Source organism: Sciscionella marina DSM 45152, assembly GCF_000379465.1.
GTDB classification, from domain to species: domain Bacteria; phylum Actinomycetota; class Actinomycetes; order Mycobacteriales; family Pseudonocardiaceae; genus Sciscionella; species Sciscionella marina.
In genome coordinates this window covers 388,497-407,234 of the sequence record NZ_KB905392.1, presented here as the reverse complement: position 1 = coordinate 407,234, position 18,738 = coordinate 388,497, and the positions used below count along the sequence as shown (strand labels likewise).

Sequence of the window (18,738 nt, the reverse complement as noted above, 5' to 3'; positions counted from 1 at the left end):
GAGTTTCGGGTTCCCGGCGCGTGGGGCGCCGAACCTCCCCGATAGCCTGTTTATCGGGGCATGCTCATGTCCCGGGTACCCGGATCCGGCACGAGCCAGAAGCGAGCGAGATGGCCACGAGCGAAACGGCGCGACGGCAGAACACAGACAACGGAGCGGGGACGGTGCTGGACCGTTTCCACCGTGCCGACACCGCGGTCCTGCGCAGCGTGCAGTCCGCACTCGACAAGGCCCCCCTTGTCAGTGGCGCGCGGGCGCTGTCCGCGGCGGGGGAACACGCCATCGGCTGGCTGGTCATCGGCCTGCTCGGCGCCGCGGTGGACGGCGAGCGCCGCACGCGGTGGATCACCGCGACCGGCGCGGTCGCCGCCTCACACGCCGGGGCGATCCTGATCAAGCGCGTGGTGCGCCGTCCGCGCCCGCACGACGAGCGGGTGCAGGTGCTCGCGAAGACCCCGAGCTCGCTTTCCATGCCCTCCGCGCACGCCATGTCCACCGCGAGCGCCGCGGTCGTGTTCGGCCCGCTGCTCGGCCTGCGGTTCGGCCGGGTCGCGCTCCCGGTGATGGCGTTGAGCAGACTCCTGCTCGGCGTGCACTACCCGAGCGACGTGCTCACCGGCGCGGTGCTCGGCGCGGCCATCGGGAAAGCGGCGAACCAGCGAAACGGCGAGAGTCATGAGTGAAACCACCCAGGCACAGACCACCGCGGTGAAACCGGTCCGGCTGATACTCGGCCTGATCGCGGCGATCCGGCCCAAGCAGTGGATCAAGAACGTGCTCGTGGCGACGGCGCCGTTCGTCGCGGGCCAGCTGTTCACCGAGCACGTGCTGCTGGCCACCATCCTGGCCTTCGTGGTGTTCACCGTCGCCGCGGCGGGCACCTACCTGATCAACGACGCCCGGGATGTCGAGGCGGATCGCAGGCACCCGAAGAAACGATTCCGCCCGATCGCCTCCGGCGCGGTGCCGCTCTCGGTCGCCTATGGCGTCGGCGTCGTGCTCATGCTCGCCGCGCTCGCGCTGTGCTTGCTCGTCTCCTGGCAGCTGCTGCTGGTCATCGCCGCCTACGAGGTCATCCAGCTCGCCTACTGCTTCGGGCTCAAACACCAGCCGGTGCTCGAGATGTTCGCCGTGGCCTCCGGCTTCGTGCTGCGCGCGGTCACCGGCGGGGTGGCCACCGAGGTGAAGATCTCGCCGTGGTTCGTGATGTTCTGCGCCTTCGGGGCCCTGTACATGGTGGCCGGGAAGCGCGCCGCCGAACGGGCCCTGATCGACAAGAAGGACCAGAAGCTCACCCGCAAGGTGCTGCACTCCTACTCGCCGTCCTACCTGCGGTTCGTCTGGGCTCTGGCCGCCACCGTCACCGTGGTCATGTACACCCTGTGGACTCTCACCGTGCACCCGATCTCCAGCTCCGTGTGGTCCTGGATCTCGGTGGTCCCGTTCGTGATTGCGATCCTGCGCTACGCCGTCGACGTGGACAACCATGCGGCCGGTGCTCCGGAGGACATCGTGCTCGGCGACCCGGTGCTGCCGATCCTCGGTGTGCTCTGGGCGGCCACCGTCACCATGGCCGTCTACGTGGGCTGAGCGCTCAGTTCGCCTCGCCACTGTGCGAAAAATGTCCGCACCGTGGCAACATCGCGCGTCGCCAGGTCTTGATCGTCGAATCGATCGAGTGTCCCGAGCATTTCCGCGAAGACATGCGTGTCGAATCCGGCGTCGATTTTCGCCGCCTCCGCGAGCAGTGTCCGCCTACCGAATTTCTCGGCGAGTTCGTAGACGTCGACGAAATCACGTGCCGTGGCGCGAACGAACAGAGCCAGTGTTTTGCGGCCGGCCAGTTCGCGAGGAGCCTACGTCGGCCCGGCGGGACTGGGAACGTGCGGATACTCCGGTTTTGAATCCAGTGCGATGTCGACGATCAGGGGCTCCGCTCCCTGCACCAGCAGGCGGCAGAACGTCGTGCCATCATGCACACATTCGACATGCCATCCGCGCACGGCCGCCGCGTGTTCGAAAGCAGTACGGGCGCGGGAAACGGCGGCTGTTTCGGAAGCGAAGAAGTCGAGATCCCGGGTCGGACGGTCGCTGAGCCGCTGTGCGATGAGTGCGCCGCCACCGGCGAGGACAAATCCATGACTCGACGGCAGCTCGAAGAACAGTGTGGTCACTTCGGGCTGGAACTCGCTCAATGTCGTATCGCGGCCGGAGTACGGCGGGGTCATGCCGCCTGCCGGAGGCCATTCTCGACCAATGGTGCCCATGCCGTGCGCACCTCGGAAGGGATCACCAGAGTCGGCCAGAGATCGATGAGCAGGGCGCCGTCGACGTAGCCGAGAACGTCCTCGGCCGTCCCTTCGATGAGCACCGTTTCGTATACGAGCGCTCGGTCCCTGCGCTGATCGAGGTGGTAGATGCGATCCGGGTTAGACCAGTTCAGGTGGAGCGGTAAGGACACGGTTGCGAAGGCCCGATCGAGGTCGAGCCGGGGCAGCCGATCGGGAACCGGAACCGTCCGGTTGCCGACCGGAATTGAGGCGAAGGTGACGATCGGAGCGGCTGTGACTTCGTAGCCGAGTACAGCGAGGATGCGGCCCGCTGTTTCCACGGTCGGCGACTTCGCGCCGTGCTCGTAGGCGGACAAAGTGGTTCGCGAGGTGCCGGCGCGTTCGGCCAGCCATTGCTGGCTCGCCCCGGTCGCCCGGCGAATTCTGCCAAGCAGTTCCATCGGGTACCTCCGCCACAAATGTATCCGATGGGATACGTCTGTGCTCAGATCGGGAGCTTGCGGAAGATCGGGCGCGGGACGTGCCGCAGTGCGCTCATCACCCAGCGCCACTGGGCCGGGGCCCAGACCAGCTCGCGGTGCTTGGCCACGGAGTCGACCACGATGTCGGCGACCTTCTCGGGCGTGGTGGCCAGCGGGGTCGGCTTGGCGCCCTCGGTCATCTTGGTGTGCACGAATCCGGGGCGCACCACGGTGACGTGCACGCCGGAGGGGCGCAGCGCCTCGGTGAGCCCGAGGTAGAAGGCGTCGAACCCGGCTTTGCTCGAGCCGTAGGCGAAGTTGGACCGCCGCGCGCGTTCCCCGGCGACGCTGGAGAAGGCGACGATGTGGCCGTGGCCCTGGGCGCGGAACCGCTCGGCGAGCGCGACCCCGGTGGAGACCGCGCCGACGTAGTTGACCTCGGCGAGTTCGATGGCCTTGTCCGCGTCGGTCCAGGCCTGCTCCTGGTCGCCGAGCACGGAGAAGGCGACGACCGCGATGTCCACGTCACCGTGCGCGAAGGCCTCGCCGATCACCTCGGCGTGTGTCTTGGGGGCGCGCGCGTCGAAGTCCAGGGTGCGCACGGTGGCACCGGCGCTCTCGAGCCGTTTGGTGGCCTCGTCCCTGCGTTTGGATGCCCGTGCGGCGAGGATCGCGGTGATCGGCTTGCGCTCGGCGTATTGCTCGAGCACGGCGAGACCGATATCGGAGGTGCCGCCGAGCAGCAGGACGGTTTGCGGGTTTCCAACGGCGTCGATCACAGTTCCAGCCTTCATGCCATATCGGTGGTGAATACCTCGCCGAAACCGAGCGGCGGGTCACCGCCACTCGATGCCGGATCGCATCACCGGACAGCGTAGCCGGGTGCGGATGTGCTCCCGGTGATGGGCGGGCGGGCGGCGGCACGGCTCCCTGTACCGTCGCGACATGATCATCCGGCGGGCTGCCGTTCTTGCGCGGCAACATTGGATCTTCGCCGCATTGCTCGGCATCGGCCTCGTGTTGCGGGTGCTCACCTGGATCGCCTACCGGCCGTCGATCCTCTACATCGATTCGTTCCGGTACCTGGACAATCTCACCGCGCTCAGCCCGGTCCAGCTCAATCCGATCGGCTACGACCTCGTGCTGAACGTGTTCGTCTGGATCGGCGGCACCGCGCTCGTGGCCGCCGTGCAGCATCTCGCCGGACTCGCGATCGCCCTCGGGATCTACGCGCTGGCGCTGCGCCTCGGCGCGTATCGCTGGGTGGCCGCGCTCGCCTCGGCGGCGCTGCTGCTGGATGCGTACCAGTTGCAGATCGAGCAGAACATCATGTCCGAGATCTGGTTCCAGGGCGTGCTGATCGGGCTCCTGTGGCTGCTCGCCGGGCGCCGCGGTCAGCTGGCGCGGGGCAGCGGGCCCAGCTGGCGCGCGGCGGCCGCGGTCGGCGTGCTGATCGGATTCGGGGTGCTGCTGCGGCTGATCGGGATCGTGCTCGTGGTCCCGGTGCTCGGTTACCTGATCCTCGCGGGCGGGGCGATCCCGGCACGGCAGTGGCGGCTGATCGGGACCCGGGTGCTGGGCGTCGCGGTCGGGCTGGCCGTGGTGCTCGTGCCGTACGTGACCTATTTCCACTCGGCAACCGGGCGCTGGGGGCTGACGATCTCCTCGGGCAACGTGCTCTACGGGAGGGCGGCCACCGTCGCGGATTGCCGGACCCTCGACCTGAAACCGGAACTGCGGGTGTTCTGCCCGAAAGAACCGCTCGACGAGCGGCTCGGTGTGGACTGGTACACGCACGCCGACACGGACCCGAACTGGCCGGGCCCGCTGCCGCCCGGATCCGATCGGCTCGCGCTCGCCGGGCAGTTCGGCAAGCAGGTCCTCTTCCAGCAGCCCTTCGATGTACTCGGCAAGATCCTGATCGACATCGGGAAGAGCTTCTCCCCGATACGCAAGACCTTCGACAAGGATGTGGCGATCGAGCGCTGGCAGTTCCAGTACGACTACCCGACCTATGGAGCGGAATACCCGACGCCCGACGACTACACCGAACGGTACGACGGGATGCGGCCGACGGTGCAGCCGCAGCTTGCCTGGTTCCTGCGCGCCTACCAGTTCCACGGCGGCTACACGCCGGGCCCGGCGCTCGCGATCGCCGGGCTGCTCGGTGTGGCCGGCGTGTTCCGCAGGAGCGGGCGGCTGCGTTCGGCCGCGCTGCTGGCGACCGGATCCGCGGTGCTGCTGCTCGTCGGCACGGACGCCTTCGAGTTCTCCTGGCGCTACCAGTTACCCGGCCTGGTGCTGTTCCCGGTGGCCGGGGCGATCGGGCTGACCGCCCTGCTGCGCGGCCGTCGGTCGAGCAACCGTCAGTCGAGCACCACGGGAAGCGATTCCACGCCGTAGACGATGGATGCCTTGCGGTAGGACAGCTGCTCGCTGTCCTTCGCCAGGCGCATGTTCGGGAACCGGCGCACCAGTGCCGGATAAGCCGCGCGCAGTTCCATCTTCGCCAGTTCCGCGCCCACGCAGCGGTGGATGCCGTAGCCGAAGGCCAGGTGCGAGGTGCTCGGCCGGCGCGGGTCGAAGGTGTCCAGCCCGGACTCGTCGGTGCGGCCCTCGGGCAGGATCGCGGGATCCCGGTCCGCCCCGGAAAGCGAGACGATCACGATGTCGTCCTTGGCGATCCGCTTTCCGCCGATCTCCATGTCCTCGAGGGCGAAGCGCAGGAACGCGGCCTGCACCACGGTGAGGTAGCGCAGCAGTTCCTCGACGAATCCGGGGACCACCTCGTCATCGGTGCGAACGAGCTCGAAGGTGTCCCGGTCGCGCAGCAGCACGATGGCCCCGAGCGCGAGCATGCTCGTGGTGGTCTCGAGCCCGCCGGTGAGCAGCCCGTCGGCCAGGCCGGTGAGTTCCTCGTCGTCCATGTTGTCGCCGTGTTCGCGCACCAGCATGCCGAGCAGCCCCTCGCCGGGGTTCTTGCGCTCCGCGCGCACGGTCTCACGCAGGTACTCCATTGCCTCGGACATCGCGCCGATCGATTCGGTGGCCCCGTTGAACAGGTCGAACCGCTCGGTGGACAGCCGCTGGAACTCCTCGCGCTGGTCGTAGGGCATGCCGAGCAGTTCGCAGATCGTCTTGGACGGGATCGGCAGCGCGAAGTGCTCCATCAGGTCGACCGGCTGGGCACTCGCGGCGATCTCGTCCAGCTGGCCGTTCACGATCTCGGTGATGCGCGGGGTCAGCCGGGAGAGCCTGCGCATGGTGAACTCGGGGGTGAGCATCTTGCGCATCCGGGTGTGCGCGGGCGGATCGGTGAACCCGAGCCCGCCGGGATCGTCGAAATCCAGCCCGATACTGGACAGCCGGGTGAAGTCGTTGCTGAACTGCTTCGCCTTGCCGAGCACGGTCTTGGCTTCCTCGTACCCGGTGACCAGCCACACGTTCACCCCGACGAAGGGCAGTGACACCTTGCTCACCGGCTCGCGTTCCCGGGTCGCGCCGAGCGCGGCGACCGGGTCGAGCTCATCGCGGTGCAGCGGCATCAGCTTGCGTGGCAGGTACTTGCGCACGGCCCACGCGGTGACGCGGGATCGCAGGGTGGTCATGACCGACACGATATCCTTCCCCCGTGGTAGCCGTGACCGGAGCCGAGATCCGCAGGCTCTACCCCGAATACGCCGAAGACCTGCACCGGGTGCGTGCCGAGCAGCGGGAATTTCTCGCCGCGAGCGGGAAGGGGTTCACCGCGCAGCTCGACGACATCGAGGCCGAGATCACCTACCTGTTGCTGCGGGCGCGGCGCCCGCAGCTGGTGGTGGAGCTGGGCACGCTGCACGGCTGGTCCACCACCTGGATCCTGCGCGCGCTGCGGGACAACGGGACCGGGATGCTGCGTTCACACGACATCGCCGAACGGGTGCGCGAGACGGTACCCGCCGAGCTGCGCGGCAGCTGGGAGTTCCGGCCGGGGGACGCGCGCGAGACGATGCCCGCACTCCCGGAGCGGACCGAGTACCTGTTCATCGACGCCGATCACGGGGCGCGGTTCGCCCGCTGGTACGTGCGGGCACTGCTCGATCCGTGTTCCTGGCCGATGAACGTCAGCGTGCACGATGTGTTCCACTGGCGCTTCGCCAAACCGCTCTCCGAGGGCCGGGTCGTGCTGGACTGGCTGGACACCCGGCGCGAGCCCTGGTTCACCGCGGCACGGGCCAGGGCGCGGGATGAGTTCGATGCGCTGTGTGCCCTGCGCGCCGAGCTCGGGTTCACCGAGGACATCAAGGCGAGCAAGACGAATCCGATGCTCTACTTCGCGCTGAGCTGAGGGGCGATCGCCGCCGGATCCGGGGCGGGACGGTCCGGGGACAGCTGCCCGATCGTCAGCCGGGACCAGTCGATCAGCGAGCTGACCGCGATGCCGTGCGGCGCGGCGGTGGCGAACTCGGCGATGTTCTCCGCGCCCCGTTCGAGCAGCGAGCGGCCTCCGGTCTGATTGCCGCGGGCCAGATGGGTGAGTCCGACCGCGAGCTGGGCCAGACCGCGCCAGAGCTCCCGTTCGGATGGCGGGCAGCTTTTCCACGCGTCCTCGAGGACCTCGTGGGCGTGGAACGGCTTGCCCTCGTCGAGCAGGCGCTGCGCCAGCTCGAGCGATTCCGCCGGGCTGCGCACCGTGCCCTCCTCCAGGCGTTCGACGCCCTCCGCCCCGTGCGGCAGCGGCCTGCCGAGCCCGTCGCGGGGGCGGGAGTTGCGCGCGCGGCCCCCGTCATCGCGGTCGCGTTCGGTTGCCATGGCCGCGACTGTACCGTTGCTCATCTACTTGAATGGCGGTAAAGTAGGTGAACATGAGTGAGGATCTGATCCGCGGTGCCGAGGACGCCGCCGCCCGGGTCCGCAGGGCCGCGCGGTGGTACGGGTGGTTCCTGTTCGGGTTCGCCGCGTTCACGGTCGCCTGGGACACGCTGGTGCCACTGGCGACGGGGACGGCCTACGCGATCGTCATCGCGCTGTCGACCATGGTGCTGATCTACGTGGCCGGGCGATGGCAGCGAAACCAGGCCGTGCGCCCACACACCAGCAACTGGTGGATGTGGCCGTGGGCCGGGCTCACCGTGGTGCTGTGCGGGTTCCTCGGCCCGCGCCTGTTCGGCGACCGGCCGCTGGTGTGGCTGGCCTGCGGGGTGGTGACGGCGGTACCGGTGCTCATCGAGGCCGTGCTCGTGCTGCGACGGCTGCGGTGACTCATCCGCGGCACCGGCTCGACGAGCTGATCCACACCCCGGTGCGGTTCTCCCTGATGGCTGCTCTCGCGGCCGCCGAGAAGGTGGAGTTCCGGCTGCTCCGGGACACCCTCGAGGTCAGCGATTCCCTGCTGTCCAAACACATCGGGGTGCTCGAGGAAGCCGGTTATCTCACCGTGGACAAGGGGTATGTCGGCAAACGCCCGCGCACCTGGCTGGCGATCACCGAGCAGGGGAAGGCGGCGTTCGAGGGACACTACGCGACGTTGCGCACGATCGGACAGAGCGCGCTCCGGGATGGTGTGGAACGTATCGAATCCTGAACGAATAGTGCTAACGTGCGTACTCGTGCGCAAGAGGTCGAGAAGCAGCAGACGCCTGATCCTGACCGCCGTTCTCCTGCTGCTCGGCACCACACTGGTGTCCGCGCAGGCGGGCGCGGCACAGCGGAACGTGCTCTACGACAAGGCGAGCACCTATCCGCGGATCCTGCGGCTCGCGCACAACGGCTTCGCCAACGGCCGCATTCTGACCAGCATCGAGGGCTGGTCGGGCAAAGACGGCATCGGGATCATCCACCAGAGCTTCGATGGGGGCCGGACCTTCCAGCGGCTCTCGACGATCAAGGATCCCGAGGCCGCGAACGGCCGGGGGATCTGCTGTGGGGCGTTCTACGAGCTGCCCCAGGACGTCGGTTCGCTGGAGGAGGGCACCCTGCTGTGGGCCGATACCGTGGGCTTCAACGCACCGGACGCGCAGCGCCGGACTCAGCTGCGGCTGTGGAAATCCGAGGACCGCGGCCGGTCCTGGTCCTTCGTCTCCACCATCGCGACCTCCCCGACCAGTGATCCGATCTGGGAGCCCGAGCTCGAGGTGGCCAAGGACGGCAGCCTCGTCGTGTTCTACTCCGACGAGAGCGACAAGAGCCATCACGACCAGAAACTGGTGCAGGTGCGGTCCACGGACGGGGTGCACTGGGGCGGTTACCGGGAAACCGTGGTGAACGAACAATGGTCGGTGCGCCCGGGCATGGCCAGCGCGCTCCGGTTACCCAACGGCACGTATCTGCTCGCCTACGAGGTGTGCAACAACGATCCCGCGCACCTGTGCAGCGTGTACACGCGTACCTCGGCGGACGGCTGGAACTACGGTGACCCGCACGATCTCGGCACCCTCGTGCGCACCCCGGACGGCAAGTACGCGCGACATACCCCGACGATCAGCTGGAGTCCCGGTCCGGGGCAGCACGGCACCGTGCTGCTGATGAGCGAGATCCTGGTGAAAAAGGATGGCAGCTACGCCCCGGGCAACGGGAACACGGTGCTCGGCAACGACCACCTTGGCGCGGGGAACTGGTACGAGATGCCCGCCCCGGTGCCCGTGGACAAGCCGGACAACAAGCAGTGCAAGAACTTCAGCCCCTCGATCGTGGCCTCCCAGGACGGGCGCAGTGCCACTGAGGTCACCACCGATCTCGACGGCAAGGTGTGCAAGACCTACTACGGGACCGGGGAGCTGAAACCGCGGTGAGCGGCCCGACGTTCGTTTTCGTCCACGGCTCGAACAGCAACTCGTACACCTGGGCTCCGTTGCTGCGTGAGCTCGCGCTGCGTGGCCATCGCGGGCTCGCCGTGGATCTGCCCGGGCACGGTCCGGGCGCGGCCTTCTCCGCGGCCTATCAGGCGCCCCAGGATCTCGAGGGGTTCGCCGGAGCGGAACCGGTGCTGAGCCGATACACCTTCGCGGACACCATCGAGCACGTGACCGGGGTGGTGCGCCGTGCCGTCGAGCACGGTCCGGTCATCCTCGCCGGGCACAGCAGGGGCGGCCTCGCGCTCACCGGAGTCGGTAACGCGGTGCCCGAGCTGCTGAGCCGGATCGTCTACATCGGTGCCTGGTGCTGTGTGGACGGCACCGTCGAGGATTACCAGAGCGGTCCCGAACACGCGAACAGTGCGCTGAACGACACCGCGGGAGTGCTCCTCGGGGATCCCGCCACGCTGGGCGTGCTGCGGATGAACTGGCGCACCGCCGATCCCGGACTGCTCGCCGCACTGCGGGCCGCGATGCTCGCGGACGGCTCGATGAGCGAACTGCTCGCCTACCTCAACACCCTCGAACCCGATGAGAGTCTCGACGGTGGTGGTGAACTCGGCAAGGCCGACCTGGCGAACTGGGGCCGGATACCGCGCAGCTACATCCGGCTTGCCGGGGACCGGTCGCTACCGCTCGCGCTGCAGGACCGGTTCATCGCCGAGGCCGATGCGCACCTGCCGGAGAACCCCTTCGAAGTGCGGACGTTGGAGAGCAGCCACGTCGGCTTCCTGATCCGCCCGGCCCGCGCCGCCGAACTGCTCGCCTACCTCGCCGGGTGATTGGCGCGCCGTCCGCGCGGGTCTACCGTCGCGACATGGCTGATGTGGACACCCCGGAGATCGCGACCGTGCGGGCCTTCCTCACCGCGCTTGAGGAATTCGACCTGGACACCGCGATCGGCCTCGGGGACGAGGACATGGTCTACCACAACGTGTCGCTGCCCGCCGCGCGCGGAATCGGCGCGGTGGAGAAGACCCTGCGCGCCATGACACGCTACGGCACCGGCTTCCGCGCGGAGCTGGTGAACATCGCGGGCAACGGGCCCGTCGTGCTCACCGAGCGGATGGACACCCTGATCGTGGGCCGCTGGGAGTCCCGGTTCTGGGTGTGCGGGACCTTCGAGGTGCGCGAGGGCCGTATCCAGCTCTGGCGGGACTATTTCGACTGGGCGAATGTGGCCGGGGCGAGCCTGGCCGGTGCGATGCGGGCGATCGCCGGGTCGCTGCGCGGCGCGGCGCGCTGACCGTGAGCCGGGCACCCGGCCGGTATCGGATGTCGCGCACCTACCAGAATGGCGGCCGTGACCGCGCAGATGAGCCCGCAACCAGATGACCTCGTGCTGTCCCTTTCCGGTGTCGGTGTGCGAAGGGGGGAATCGGCACTGCTCGAGGGCCTCGACTGGGTGGTCGAGCCGGACGAGCGCTGGGTGATCCTCGGGCCCAACGGCGCGGGGAAGACCACCCTGCTGCGCATCGCCAGCGCCGAGCTGCACCCCACGACCGGGACCGTGGACCTGCTCGGGGAGCGGATCGGCGAGACCGATGTGTTCGAGCTCAAACCACGGATCGGGTTCTGCTCGGCCGCGCTGGCCGCGCGGGTGCCCGCCGCGGAGACGGTCGCCGATCTGGTGGTCAGCGCCGGGTACGCGGTACTGGGCCGCTGGCGCGAGCAGTACGAGGGCATGGACACCGCGCGGGCCCGGGAACTGCTCGATTCGCTGGGTATCGCGCACCTGGCCGAGCGCACCTACGGCACCTTGTCCGAAGGCGAACGCAAACGCACGCTGATCGCCCGCGCGCTGATGACCGATCCGGAACTGCTGTTGCTCGACGAACCCGCCGCCGGGCTCGATCTCGGTGGCCGGGAGGACCTTGTCGCGCGGCTCGCGGACCTCGCCGGTGATCCGGACGCGCCGGCGATGGTGCTGGTCACCCATCACGTCGAGGAGGTCCCGCCAGGGTTCACCCACGCGCTGCTGCTGCGCGAGGGCAAGGCGGTGGCCGCGGGTCCGGTCGAACAGGTGCTCACCGAGGACAACCTGTCCGCGACGTTCGGTCAGCCGCTCGCGCTCTGGCGGGACGGGGAACGCTACTTCGCGCGCCGACGTACTACCGGGTAGCCTCCAGGGGACTCGAGTAACGGCAATCACCGAAGGGTGCAGGAGCGGAGGCGCTGTGGCGGAGTTCGTACGGCTTGAGGTTGAGGGAGCCATCGGCACCATTCGGTTGGACCGGCCGCCGGTCAATGCGTTGAACCGGCAGATCCAGGAGGAGATCCGGGCGGCCGCGCAGGAGGCGAACGAGCGCTCCGATGTGCGCGCGGTGATCGTCTACGGCGGTCCGAAAGCCTTCGCGGCCGGTGCGGACATCAAGGAGTTCGCCCGGATGTCGCATGCCGAGATGGTCGCCCGCGCCGAAGGGCTGTCCAGTTCGATCGGCTCCGTCGCCGCGATCGCGAAACCCACCGTGGCCGCGCTGACCGGACCGGCCCTCGGCGGCGGGTTCGAGCTCGCGCTCGCCTGCGACCGGCGCATCGCCGCGGACAACGTCAAGCTCGGTCAGCCGGAGATCCTGCTCGGCATCATCCCGGGCGCGGGCGGTACCCAGCGGCTGGCCCGGCTGGTCGGCCCGAGCAAGGCCAAGGACCTCGTCTACACCGGGCGGTTCGTGCTCGCCGACGAGGGGCGCGAACTGGGCATGATCGACGAGATCGTCGCACCGGATGACGTGTACGAGGCCGCCAATCGCTGGGTGAGCCAGTTCGAGAACGGTCCCGCGCTGGCACTCGGCGCGGCAAAGGCGGCCATCGACGGCGGACTGGACACCGACCTCGGCAACGGGTTGCGCCTGGAGAGCCACCTGTTCGCCGGGCTGTTCGCCACCGAAGACCGCACGATCGGCATGGAATCGTTCATCGAGAACGGTCCGGGCAAAGCCACCTTCACAGGGAAGTGAGGCGCGAGATGACCGAGGTTCTCGATCCCGATCCGAATCCCAACGCCAGCGCCGAAGAGGTCAAGGCGGCGTACCAGGATCCCAAGCTCGCCAATGTGCTCTACCACGACTGGGAGGCGGGCACCTACGACGAGAAGTGGTCGATCTCCTACGACGAGCGCTGCATCGAGTACGCCATCGGGCGGTTCAAGCTCATCGGCGGGGAACACGGCTGGCCCTACGGCCGCGCCCTGGAGCTCGGCAGTGGCACCGGTTTCTTCCTGCTCAACCTCATGCAGGGCGGGGTGATCAGCAGGGGCTCGGTCACCGATCTGTCCCCGGGCATGGTGCAGGTCGCGCTGCGCAACGCCGAACAGCTGGGCCTGGACGTGGACGGCAGGGTCGCCGACGCGGAGCGGATTCCGTACGAGGACGACACCTTCGATCTCGTGGTCGGGCACGCCGTGCTGCACCACATCCCGGACCTGGACACCGCGATGGCCGAGATCATGCGGGTGCTCAAGCCGGGCGGGAAATTCGTGTTCGCGGGGGAGCCGACCAAGATCGGCGATGCCTACGCGCGCCGGCTCGGCCAGTTCACCTGGTGGCTGACCACGAACGTGACCAAGCTCGGCCCGCTGCGCGAGTGGCGGCGCCCGCAGACCGAGCTCGACGAGTCCTCCCGGGCCGCGGCGCTCGAGGCCGTGGTGGACATCCACACCTTCGATCCCTCCGGGCTGGAACGGATCGCGCTCGCCGCGGGCGCGGTGGATGTCGAGGCGAAGACCGAGGAGTTCTCGGCGGCGTTCCTCGGCTGGCCGGTGCGCACTTTCGAGGCCGCGGTTCCCGAGTCGAAGCTCGGCGTCCGGTGGAAGTTCTTCGCCTACAAGGCATGGCAGCGGCTGTCCTGGCTGGACGAGAACGTGCTGCGCCGGGTGGTGCCGCGGGAGCTGTTCTACAACGCGCTGGTGACCGGGCGCAAACCCCAGCCGCCCGTGCGGATCTAGTTGGCCTACGCGTTCACCCTCGCGGATGTCGCGTACCTGCGTTCGGCCGCCGGGCGGGACGCGGTCGCGACGCTGCGCGAGCTGGAACTGAGTGCGGCGAGCCGGATCGAGGACGCGGCCAGGGCACGGCGGATCGCCGGTGAGCGCGCCGCTGCGGCTCTGGAAACCGTGCTGCTGCAACGGAAAGCGGCGGCAAAGTTCGCCGAGCCGCGACAGTGGCTCTACACCGGGGACGCGCTGCAGCAGGCGACCGCCGCCCCGGTGGCCGCACACCGGGCCGCACGACTCGGCGAGCGGCCGGTGCACGATGTCACCTGTTCGATCGGCGCCGATCTCGCCTCGTTCGCGCCCGGTTCGCTCGGCTCGGACCTGGACGAGGTGCGCCTGGCCATGGCGCGCGCCAACTGCCCGGATGTGCCGCTGCTGCGCGCCGATGCGCTCAACCCGGTCAGCCGTGGCCTCGCGGTGTTCGCGGATCCGGCGCGCCGGGACGGGGCCGGTAAGCGGACCTGGCAGCCCGAGGATCTGCGCCCCCCGCTCCATGAGCTCTTCACCGCCTATCCGGACCGGGATCTGGTGGTGAAATGCGCCCCGGGACTGGATTTCGACGCGATCGGGCCGGACCGTGAGATCGAGATCGTCTCGCTGGACCGGCAGGCTCGCGAAGCCTGCGTGTGGGGCGGTTCGCTTGCCGCACCCGGGATCCGGCGCCGGGCGACGGTGCTCGGATCCGCCGGGGGAGTGGACCGCTTCACCGATGCCGATCCCGGGGACTGCCCGGTGGGACCGGCGCGCGACTGGCTGGTCGATCCCGATCCGGCCGTGGTGCGCGCCGGACTGGTGCGCCAGTACGCCTGCCGCAACGGGCTCGCTCAGCTGGACGAGCGGATCGCCTACCTCACCGGGGACCGCCCGCCGGGGGATGCGCGCGCCTTCCGGGTGCTCGAACAACTGCCCTACAACGAGAAACGACTGCGTTCGGCGCTGGCCGCGCGCCGGATCGGCCGGGTGGAGATCCTCGCGCGCGGTGTGCGGGTCGATCCGGATGTGCTGCGTGGCAGGCTGAAGCTGTCCGGAACGCAGGGCTGTTCGGTGATCGTCACCCGGATCGGGGCGAAGCCCATTGTCTATCTGTGCCAGGCGCAATAGCGTCACGGGGGTGGACTCGAACGAGGAACTCGCGAGCGTAGCGCGCGACTGCTGGCAACTCCTGGACCTGCTGCACATCCCGGTGTACTTCGCAAAGGAGGCAGCCGAGGAGTTCGGGAAACTGGGACTCGAACCGCGGGCCGGTTATTTCGCCTCCCGGGCGGGCGGTTTCGGCGCGGTCGGAGCGCCGGTGATCGCCGCGACCTTCTACACCTTCTCGACCGAGGTGATCGAGGCGGCCATTCCCGCCGCCTGGCGCGTCGCGAGCCCGGAACAGGTGCTCGCCGCCCGTTATCGAGGGGTCGGCGCCAGCCTGCGCCGGGTGTTCACCGATGAACAGGTGCGCGAGGCGGCCGGACTGGTGCGCGAACTCGCCGCCGGGCTGAATCCCCGTGGCCGGGCGCTGTTCGGCGCACACGCCGGGCTCGACTGGCCCGAGGATCCGGTGCTCGCTCTCTGGCACGGCGCGACCCTGGTGCGCGAACACCGCGGCGACGGGCACATCGCGGCGCTGCTCGCGAACCGGATGTCTCCGGTGGACGCGTGCATCACCGCGGCCGTGCACAAGGAACAGTCGCTGCACTTCCACCAGAAACTGCACGGCTGGCCCGACGAGGAATGGCAGGCGGGGATCCACGGGCTGATCGACAACGGTCTGCTCGCCGCGGAATCCGAACTCACCGAGCGCGGGACCGCACTGCGCGACTCCCTCGAACAGCGCACCGATGAGCTCGCCACCGAGGGCTGGGAAAGTTTCGGTGCCGAGGCCGGGCGGCGGCTGCGCGGGCTGCTCGAACCGCTCGTCGCGGAGCTGCGCGCCTCGGAGGTGCTGCCCAAGGCATTCCGCGGGTGAACCGGCTCGGCGCGGCGTGGCCGACGCCTCGCCGCCGGGATCTAACCGGTATCGGCGGCGTCCTCCTGGTTTTCCGCGTGGCTCTCGGCGAAGACCATGCGGTTTCCCCTGGCGGTGTCGACGTACTCGCGAACCCGGTGGACCAGCCCGTCCCGGAGCTCGATGACGAAGCAGTAGTCGTTGGCATAGTGGTTGCCATTGACCAGGTTCGCCGTGATCGTGGCTTCCACGGTCGCGGACCGATCGTCGGCGTGCAGCCGGTGCACGGTGACGGTGAGGTCTCGCGCGAACAGGCGGGGGAAGTCCTCGGTGAAGAACCGGCTGATCGCGGCTTTGCCCACCATGTGGTTGGTGCGGTCGAGGGCGACAGCGGTGGCGTTGCCGGGCGGCGACAACCACTCGGCGTCCTCGGTGAGGACGGCGGAGATCCGGTCGGGGTCGCCACCGGCGAACGCGTGAAAGGCCTGCTGGACGAAATCGTGTGTCATAGGGGCACCGTCCCCGATGGCGGGCGCCGCTGTCTTGGACAAATGATGCCCGCCGTTTCCCCGTAGCATGAGACGATGAAATCGGTTTCCGAGTCCGCCACGGTGGCCGGATGGGAAGTGGCGCGCCCCGGCCCGGCCGCTCGGGCGGACATGGCCGGGTTTCGTTGTCTGGGCCCGGATCCGGTGGATCAGCGACTGATTCCGCGGCCGTGCGTCACGCTGGTGCTCCAATTCGGTGCCGGTTCGCTCCTCATCGAGGACGCCACACGGCAGCTCCGGTGCGGAAGCCTGGCCGCCTGGCCCGTGCCCGGGGCGGTCCGGATGCGGGCTGCCCGGCTCGGGTGCGTCGAGGTGCGCGTTTCTCCAGTGGATGCGCACCGGGTGCTGGGTGTGTGCCCGGCGGAGCTGGACGGCTCGGTGGTCTCGCTCGAGGATCTGTGGGGCCGGGAAAGTTCGCGGATCCAGGAGCAGCTCGGCGAGGCCCGGTCCTGGGCCGACCGGTTCGCCCTGACCGATGCCCTGCTCGCCGCCCGGTGCGTGGCGGGACGCCCTGTGGACCCCGAGGTGTCCCAGACCTGGAAACGGGTCCTCGGCAGTCATGGCCTGGTCCGGGTCGAGGGCCTGGCCGAGGCGGTCGGCTGGAGCCGCAGGCGGCTGTGGGCACGATTTCGGGCACAGATCGGCTTGTCGCCCAAGCGCGCCGCGAAACTCGTTCGCTTCGACCACGCCGTGTGCCGCCTCGTCGCGGGGGACACGGCGGCCCGGATCGCGGCGGATTTCGGCTACGCGGACCAGTCGCACTTGCATCGGGACGTCGTGGCGTTCACCGGACTGACTCCCGCCGGCCTGGCACGGTCTCCGGGGCTGGCGGTGGACGACTCGGCTTGGGCGGGCGGGGCGTATGCGCGGATCGGTGCGGAACCCGGCGATTTTTCCGGGCCGATGCCCTATCGTGCAGTGTGACGTGATCCGGAGCCGAAGGGGCAGACATGGGAAGACTGGGGAACGGGACCGTCGGTGCGCTGATGGCGGCGGTGGTGGTGATCGGAACCGCCGGGGTGATCACCGCGACGACGGCGACCGCGGACGCGCCACGTGTCTCGGCGGGCGCGGCATCCGAACCCGCGAACATCGACCAGGTCAAGACGGATGTGAAGAACTACTACGGGGACTATCTGGACGCTTCGGGCCACCACCACGCCTCACCGGACAGCCGCTGGGCCAAGGACACCGGGACACAGCTCGCGAAGGCGAAGAAATTCCTCACCGAACAGCTGGTGAACGGGGTGCGGAATCCGGCGATGGTGCTGGACATCGACGACACCTCGATGCTGACCTACGGCTGGGAGGCGGACGTGAATTTCGCCTATGACGCCGAAAAAGCCGAGGAACAGATCGACAAGGGGAACTTCACCCCGATCAAGCCGACCCTCGAACTCACCCAATGGGCCACCGCCCGCGGGGTGAAGCTGTACTTCCTCACCGGCCGCCCGGAACACCAGCGCGCGGCGACCGAGCGCAATCTCGCCGCCAAGGGTTACCCGAAACCGTCCGGGGTTTTCCTCAAGCAGGAGAAGGCTCCGTCGCCGTGGCTGCCGTGCGGGCTCGACTGCAACACCGTGCAGTACAAGTCGGGAACCCGCGAGCACATCGAGAAACTGGGCAACACCATCGTGCTGAACATCGGTGACCAGAACTCCGACCTGCAGGGCGGGCACGCGGACCTCGGGGTGAAGCTGCCGAACCCGATGTACTACCTGCCCTGAGTCAGGGTGCTGCGCAACAGTTCGCGCAGCGCCGGGACATCCGCGCCGGTGGCGACCTCGGTCAGGTGCGCGCCGGAAGCGCCGGGACGGCGGTCGGCGATCGTCGCCCCGCGTCCCGGGCCGAACGTGGTGTCGACCTGGACGGGCAGCTCCTCGGTGTGCACGATGCCCGGCCGGATCGCCTCGGCGACGGCGAGGGAATCGTGCATCAGGATGGCGTCCTCGCCGAGCGTGCTGCTGTAGTGCGCGAGATAGTCGTCGACCAGCCCGCAAAGCGCGGCGCCGAGCGCGCCCGATTCACCGAGCGAGCGCAGCCAGGCGCCGTCCACGGTGGTACGACTGGTGACATTGAGCCCGACGAGCACCCGGCGCAGCCCGTCCTCGCCGAACACGCGCGCCGCGGCCTCGGGATCGCAGGAGATGTTGAACTCCGCGGACGGGGTGACGTTGCCACCCTCGGTCCCACCGCCCATCAGCACGATCCGGTCGATCTTCGCCTTCGCCCACGGATGCGCGGCGAGCAGCGTGGCGATGTTGGTCAGCGGTCCGATCGGGGCGAGGGTGACCGGTTCCGTCGCCGTGTGCAGCAGATCGGCGAGCAGGGTGACCGCGTGCCGCTCGTCCAGTCCGTGCGGGTGCCCGGGCAGGGTGTGCGACCGGCCGGAGAGCCCATCGGCGCCGTGCACGGTCTCTTCCGGCGGCATACCGGGGTGCACCAGCGGGCGTCCCGCTCCCGCCGCCACCGGGACCTCGGTGCGCTCGCACAGGCTCAGCAACCGCAGCGCGTTACGTGTGGTGTGCTCGAGCGGGACATTGCCGAATACCGTGGTCACCCCGAGCAGCTCGACCTCGGGATCGCGTGCGGCGAGCGCGATGGCGAAGGCGTCGTCCACGCCCGGGTCCGTGTCGATGATGAGTTTGCCCATGCCCCTATCCTCGCGGAACCCTTCGACG

At 68.9% G+C, this 18,738-nt stretch carries 24 protein-coding genes; 16 read left to right on the top strand and 8 right to left on the bottom strand.

Features of this window, described 5'->3' with window-relative positions; all coding sequences use genetic code 11:
* Positions 1 to 110 precede the first annotated feature (110 nt).
* Both A37U_RS0118890 and A37U_RS0118885 read left to right on the top strand, forming a co-directional pair.
* Positions 111 to 683 carry a phosphatase PAP2 family protein gene (locus tag A37U_RS0118890; protein ID WP_020498232.1) on the top strand — a complete coding sequence of 191 codons (573 nt, stop codon included), beginning with the start codon at positions 111 to 113 and terminating at the stop codon, positions 681 to 683.
* Complete coding sequence (locus A37U_RS0118885; RefSeq protein ID WP_020498231.1) at positions 676 to 1,590, top strand: decaprenyl-phosphate phosphoribosyltransferase; 915 nt, start codon at positions 676 to 678, stop codon at positions 1,588 to 1,590. Before A37U_RS0118890 ends, A37U_RS0118885 begins: the two co-directional genes overlap by 8 nt.
* Here the strand turns inward: A37U_RS0118885 and A37U_RS54905 are convergent.
* Genes A37U_RS54905 through A37U_RS0118870 form a run of 4 tightly spaced genes read right to left on the bottom strand, consistent with a single transcriptional unit; the run spans position 1,578 to position 3,531 of the window.
* Positions 1,578 to 1,844 carry a hypothetical protein gene (locus A37U_RS54905; RefSeq protein ID WP_420806250.1) on the bottom strand — a complete coding sequence of 89 codons (267 nt, stop codon included), beginning with the start codon at positions 1,842 to 1,844 and terminating at the stop codon, positions 1,578 to 1,580. The two genes, A37U_RS0118885 and A37U_RS54905, sit on opposite strands and share 13 nt — an antisense overlap.
* 12 nt (positions 1,845 to 1,856) lie before the next feature.
* Positions 1,857 to 2,267 (bottom strand): nucleotidyl transferase AbiEii/AbiGii toxin family protein, encoded by a 411-nt coding sequence (locus A37U_RS52960; protein ID WP_205622956.1) that lies wholly within the window; start codon positions 2,265 to 2,267, stop codon positions 1,857 to 1,859.
* Positions 2,225 to 2,731: a helix-turn-helix domain-containing protein gene (locus A37U_RS0118875; protein ID WP_020498229.1), complete on the bottom strand. Its 507-nt coding sequence runs from the start codon at positions 2,729 to 2,731 to the stop codon at positions 2,225 to 2,227. The genes A37U_RS52960 and A37U_RS0118875 overlap by 43 nt, the downstream gene beginning before the upstream one ends.
* A gap of 44 nt (positions 2,732 to 2,775) precedes the next feature.
* Entirely contained in the window at positions 2,776 to 3,531 is a 756-nt protein-coding gene (locus A37U_RS0118870; RefSeq protein WP_026197364.1) for a decaprenylphospho-beta-D-erythro-pentofuranosid-2-ulose 2-reductase, read from the bottom strand.
* 166 nt (positions 3,532 to 3,697) lie between these two features.
* On the opposite strand from A37U_RS0118870, the gene A37U_RS44250 reads away from it, so the two are divergent.
* Positions 3,698 to 5,155: a hypothetical protein gene (locus A37U_RS44250; protein ID WP_020498227.1), complete on the top strand. Its 1,458-nt coding sequence runs from the start codon at positions 3,698 to 3,700 to the stop codon at positions 5,153 to 5,155.
* On the opposite strand, the gene A37U_RS0118860 is transcribed toward A37U_RS44250, so the two are convergent.
* Entirely contained in the window at positions 5,119 to 6,360 is a 1,242-nt protein-coding gene (locus tag A37U_RS0118860; RefSeq protein WP_020498226.1) for a cytochrome P450, read from the bottom strand. The genes A37U_RS44250 and A37U_RS0118860 overlap by 37 nt on opposite strands.
* A 23-nt stretch (positions 6,361 to 6,383) precedes the next feature.
* Between A37U_RS0118860 and A37U_RS0118855 the strand changes: the two genes are divergently transcribed.
* Entirely contained in the window at positions 6,384 to 7,079 is a 696-nt protein-coding gene (locus A37U_RS0118855) for an O-methyltransferase (protein WP_157182889.1), read from the top strand.
* Here A37U_RS0118855 and A37U_RS0118850 read toward each other — a convergent pair.
* Positions 7,061 to 7,543: a DUF309 domain-containing protein gene (locus A37U_RS0118850; RefSeq protein ID WP_020498224.1), complete on the bottom strand. Its 483-nt coding sequence runs from the start codon at positions 7,541 to 7,543 to the stop codon at positions 7,061 to 7,063. The two genes, A37U_RS0118855 and A37U_RS0118850, sit on opposite strands and share 19 nt — an antisense overlap.
* Positions 7,544 to 7,596: 53 nt before the next feature.
* Between A37U_RS0118850 and A37U_RS53740 the strand changes: the two genes are divergently transcribed.
* From A37U_RS53740 to A37U_RS0118800, 10 genes are read left to right on the top strand one after another with little or no spacing between them, the layout of a single operon-like run.
* The gene (locus A37U_RS53740; RefSeq protein ID WP_240437610.1) at positions 7,597 to 7,992 is read left to right on the top strand and encodes a hypothetical protein; all 396 of its coding nucleotides are present in this window, start codon (positions 7,597 to 7,599) and stop codon (positions 7,990 to 7,992) included.
* Positions 7,989 to 8,315: a winged helix-turn-helix domain-containing protein gene (locus tag A37U_RS53735; RefSeq protein WP_020498222.1), complete on the top strand. Its 327-nt coding sequence runs from the start codon at positions 7,989 to 7,991 to the stop codon at positions 8,313 to 8,315. The genes A37U_RS53740 and A37U_RS53735 overlap by 4 nt, the downstream gene beginning before the upstream one ends.
* 25 nt (positions 8,316 to 8,340) lie before the next feature.
* Entirely contained in the window at positions 8,341 to 9,522 is a 1,182-nt protein-coding gene (locus tag A37U_RS0118835) for a sialidase family protein (protein WP_020498221.1), read from the top strand.
* A complete protein-coding gene (locus tag A37U_RS0118830; protein ID WP_020498220.1) occupies positions 9,519 to 10,367 on the top strand; it encodes an alpha/beta hydrolase in 849 nt (282 codons plus the stop codon). The genes A37U_RS0118835 and A37U_RS0118830 overlap by 4 nt, the downstream gene beginning before the upstream one ends.
* A 35-nt stretch (positions 10,368 to 10,402) precedes the next feature.
* Positions 10,403 to 10,831 (top strand): limonene-1,2-epoxide hydrolase family protein, encoded by a 429-nt coding sequence (locus tag A37U_RS0118825; RefSeq protein ID WP_020498219.1) that lies wholly within the window; start codon positions 10,403 to 10,405, stop codon positions 10,829 to 10,831.
* A 48-nt stretch (positions 10,832 to 10,879) separates the two neighbouring features.
* Complete coding sequence (locus A37U_RS0118820; protein ID WP_020498218.1) at positions 10,880 to 11,707, top strand: ABC transporter ATP-binding protein; 828 nt, start codon at positions 10,880 to 10,882, stop codon at positions 11,705 to 11,707.
* A 55-nt stretch (positions 11,708 to 11,762) separates the two neighbouring features.
* A complete protein-coding gene (locus A37U_RS0118815) occupies positions 11,763 to 12,542 on the top strand; it encodes an enoyl-CoA hydratase/isomerase family protein (RefSeq protein ID WP_020498217.1) in 780 nt (259 codons plus the stop codon).
* Positions 12,543 to 12,550: 8 nt separating this feature from the next.
* The gene (locus A37U_RS0118810; protein ID WP_026197361.1) at positions 12,551 to 13,528 is read left to right on the top strand and encodes a class I SAM-dependent methyltransferase; all 978 of its coding nucleotides are present in this window, start codon (positions 12,551 to 12,553) and stop codon (positions 13,526 to 13,528) included.
* A complete protein-coding gene (locus tag A37U_RS0118805) occupies positions 13,529 to 14,677 on the top strand; it encodes a THUMP-like domain-containing protein (protein ID WP_020498215.1) in 1,149 nt (382 codons plus the stop codon).
* A gap of 10 nt (positions 14,678 to 14,687) precedes the next feature.
* Positions 14,688 to 15,530 carry an SCO6745 family protein gene (locus A37U_RS0118800; protein ID WP_020498214.1) on the top strand — a complete coding sequence of 281 codons (843 nt, stop codon included), beginning with the start codon at positions 14,688 to 14,690 and terminating at the stop codon, positions 15,528 to 15,530.
* A gap of 41 nt (positions 15,531 to 15,571) precedes the next feature.
* Here A37U_RS0118800 and A37U_RS0118795 read toward each other — a convergent pair whose 3' ends face one another.
* On the bottom strand, positions 15,572 to 16,018 hold the full coding sequence (locus tag A37U_RS0118795) for a nuclear transport factor 2 family protein (RefSeq protein ID WP_020498213.1): 447 nt from the start codon (positions 16,016 to 16,018) through the stop codon (positions 15,572 to 15,574).
* 75 nt (positions 16,019 to 16,093) lie between these two features.
* Here A37U_RS0118795 and A37U_RS0118790 point away from each other — a divergent pair, with 75 nt between their 5' ends.
* On the top strand, positions 16,094 to 16,981 hold the full coding sequence (locus A37U_RS0118790) for an AraC family transcriptional regulator (RefSeq protein ID WP_020498212.1): 888 nt from the start codon (positions 16,094 to 16,096) through the stop codon (positions 16,979 to 16,981).
* A 26-nt stretch (positions 16,982 to 17,007) separates the two neighbouring features.
* Positions 17,008 to 17,784 (top strand): HAD family acid phosphatase, encoded by a 777-nt coding sequence (locus tag A37U_RS0118785; protein WP_020498211.1) that lies wholly within the window; start codon positions 17,008 to 17,010, stop codon positions 17,782 to 17,784.
* Here A37U_RS0118785 and A37U_RS0118780 read toward each other — a convergent pair.
* Positions 17,772 to 18,710: a nucleoside hydrolase gene (locus A37U_RS0118780; protein ID WP_020498210.1), complete on the bottom strand. Its 939-nt coding sequence runs from the start codon at positions 18,708 to 18,710 to the stop codon at positions 17,772 to 17,774. The genes A37U_RS0118785 and A37U_RS0118780 overlap by 13 nt on opposite strands.
* Positions 18,711 to 18,738 lie beyond the last annotated feature (28 nt).

Bases quoted from the DNA above. Each gene is read 5' to 3' on its own strand.
- A37U_RS0118890 (WP_020498232.1), top strand. From the start codon at position 111: ATGGCCACGAGCGAAACGGCGCGACGGCAGAACACAGACAACGGAGCG.
- A37U_RS0118885 (WP_020498231.1), top strand. From the start codon at position 676: ATGAGTGAAACCACCCAGGCACAGACCACCGCGGTGAAACCGGTCCGG.
- A37U_RS52960 (WP_205622956.1), bottom strand. From the start codon at position 2,267: ATGGGCACCATTGGTCGAGAATGGCCTCCGGCAGGCGGCATGACCCCG.
- A37U_RS0118875 (WP_020498229.1), bottom strand. From the start codon at position 2,731: ATGGAACTGCTTGGCAGAATTCGCCGGGCGACCGGGGCGAGCCAGCAA.
- A37U_RS44250 (WP_020498227.1), top strand. From the start codon at position 3,698: ATGATCATCCGGCGGGCTGCCGTTCTTGCGCGGCAACATTGGATCTTC.
- A37U_RS0118860 (WP_020498226.1), bottom strand. From the start codon at position 6,360: ATGACCACCCTGCGATCCCGCGTCACCGCGTGGGCCGTGCGCAAGTAC.
- A37U_RS0118850 (WP_020498224.1), bottom strand. From the start codon at position 7,543: ATGGCAACCGAACGCGACCGCGATGACGGGGGCCGCGCGCGCAACTCC.
- A37U_RS53740 (WP_240437610.1), top strand. From the start codon at position 7,597: ATGAGTGAGGATCTGATCCGCGGTGCCGAGGACGCCGCCGCCCGGGTC.
- A37U_RS0118825 (WP_020498219.1), top strand. From the start codon at position 10,403: ATGGCTGATGTGGACACCCCGGAGATCGCGACCGTGCGGGCCTTCCTC.
- A37U_RS0118820 (WP_020498218.1), top strand. From the start codon at position 10,880: ATGGCGGCCGTGACCGCGCAGATGAGCCCGCAACCAGATGACCTCGTG.
- A37U_RS0118810 (WP_026197361.1), top strand. From the start codon at position 12,551: ATGACCGAGGTTCTCGATCCCGATCCGAATCCCAACGCCAGCGCCGAA.
- A37U_RS0118795 (WP_020498213.1), bottom strand. From the start codon at position 16,018: ATGACACACGATTTCGTCCAGCAGGCCTTTCACGCGTTCGCCGGTGGC.
- A37U_RS0118790 (WP_020498212.1), top strand. From the start codon at position 16,094: ATGAAATCGGTTTCCGAGTCCGCCACGGTGGCCGGATGGGAAGTGGCG.
- A37U_RS0118785 (WP_020498211.1), top strand. From the start codon at position 17,008: ATGGGAAGACTGGGGAACGGGACCGTCGGTGCGCTGATGGCGGCGGTG.
- A37U_RS0118780 (WP_020498210.1), bottom strand. From the start codon at position 18,710: ATGGGCAAACTCATCATCGACACGGACCCGGGCGTGGACGACGCCTTC.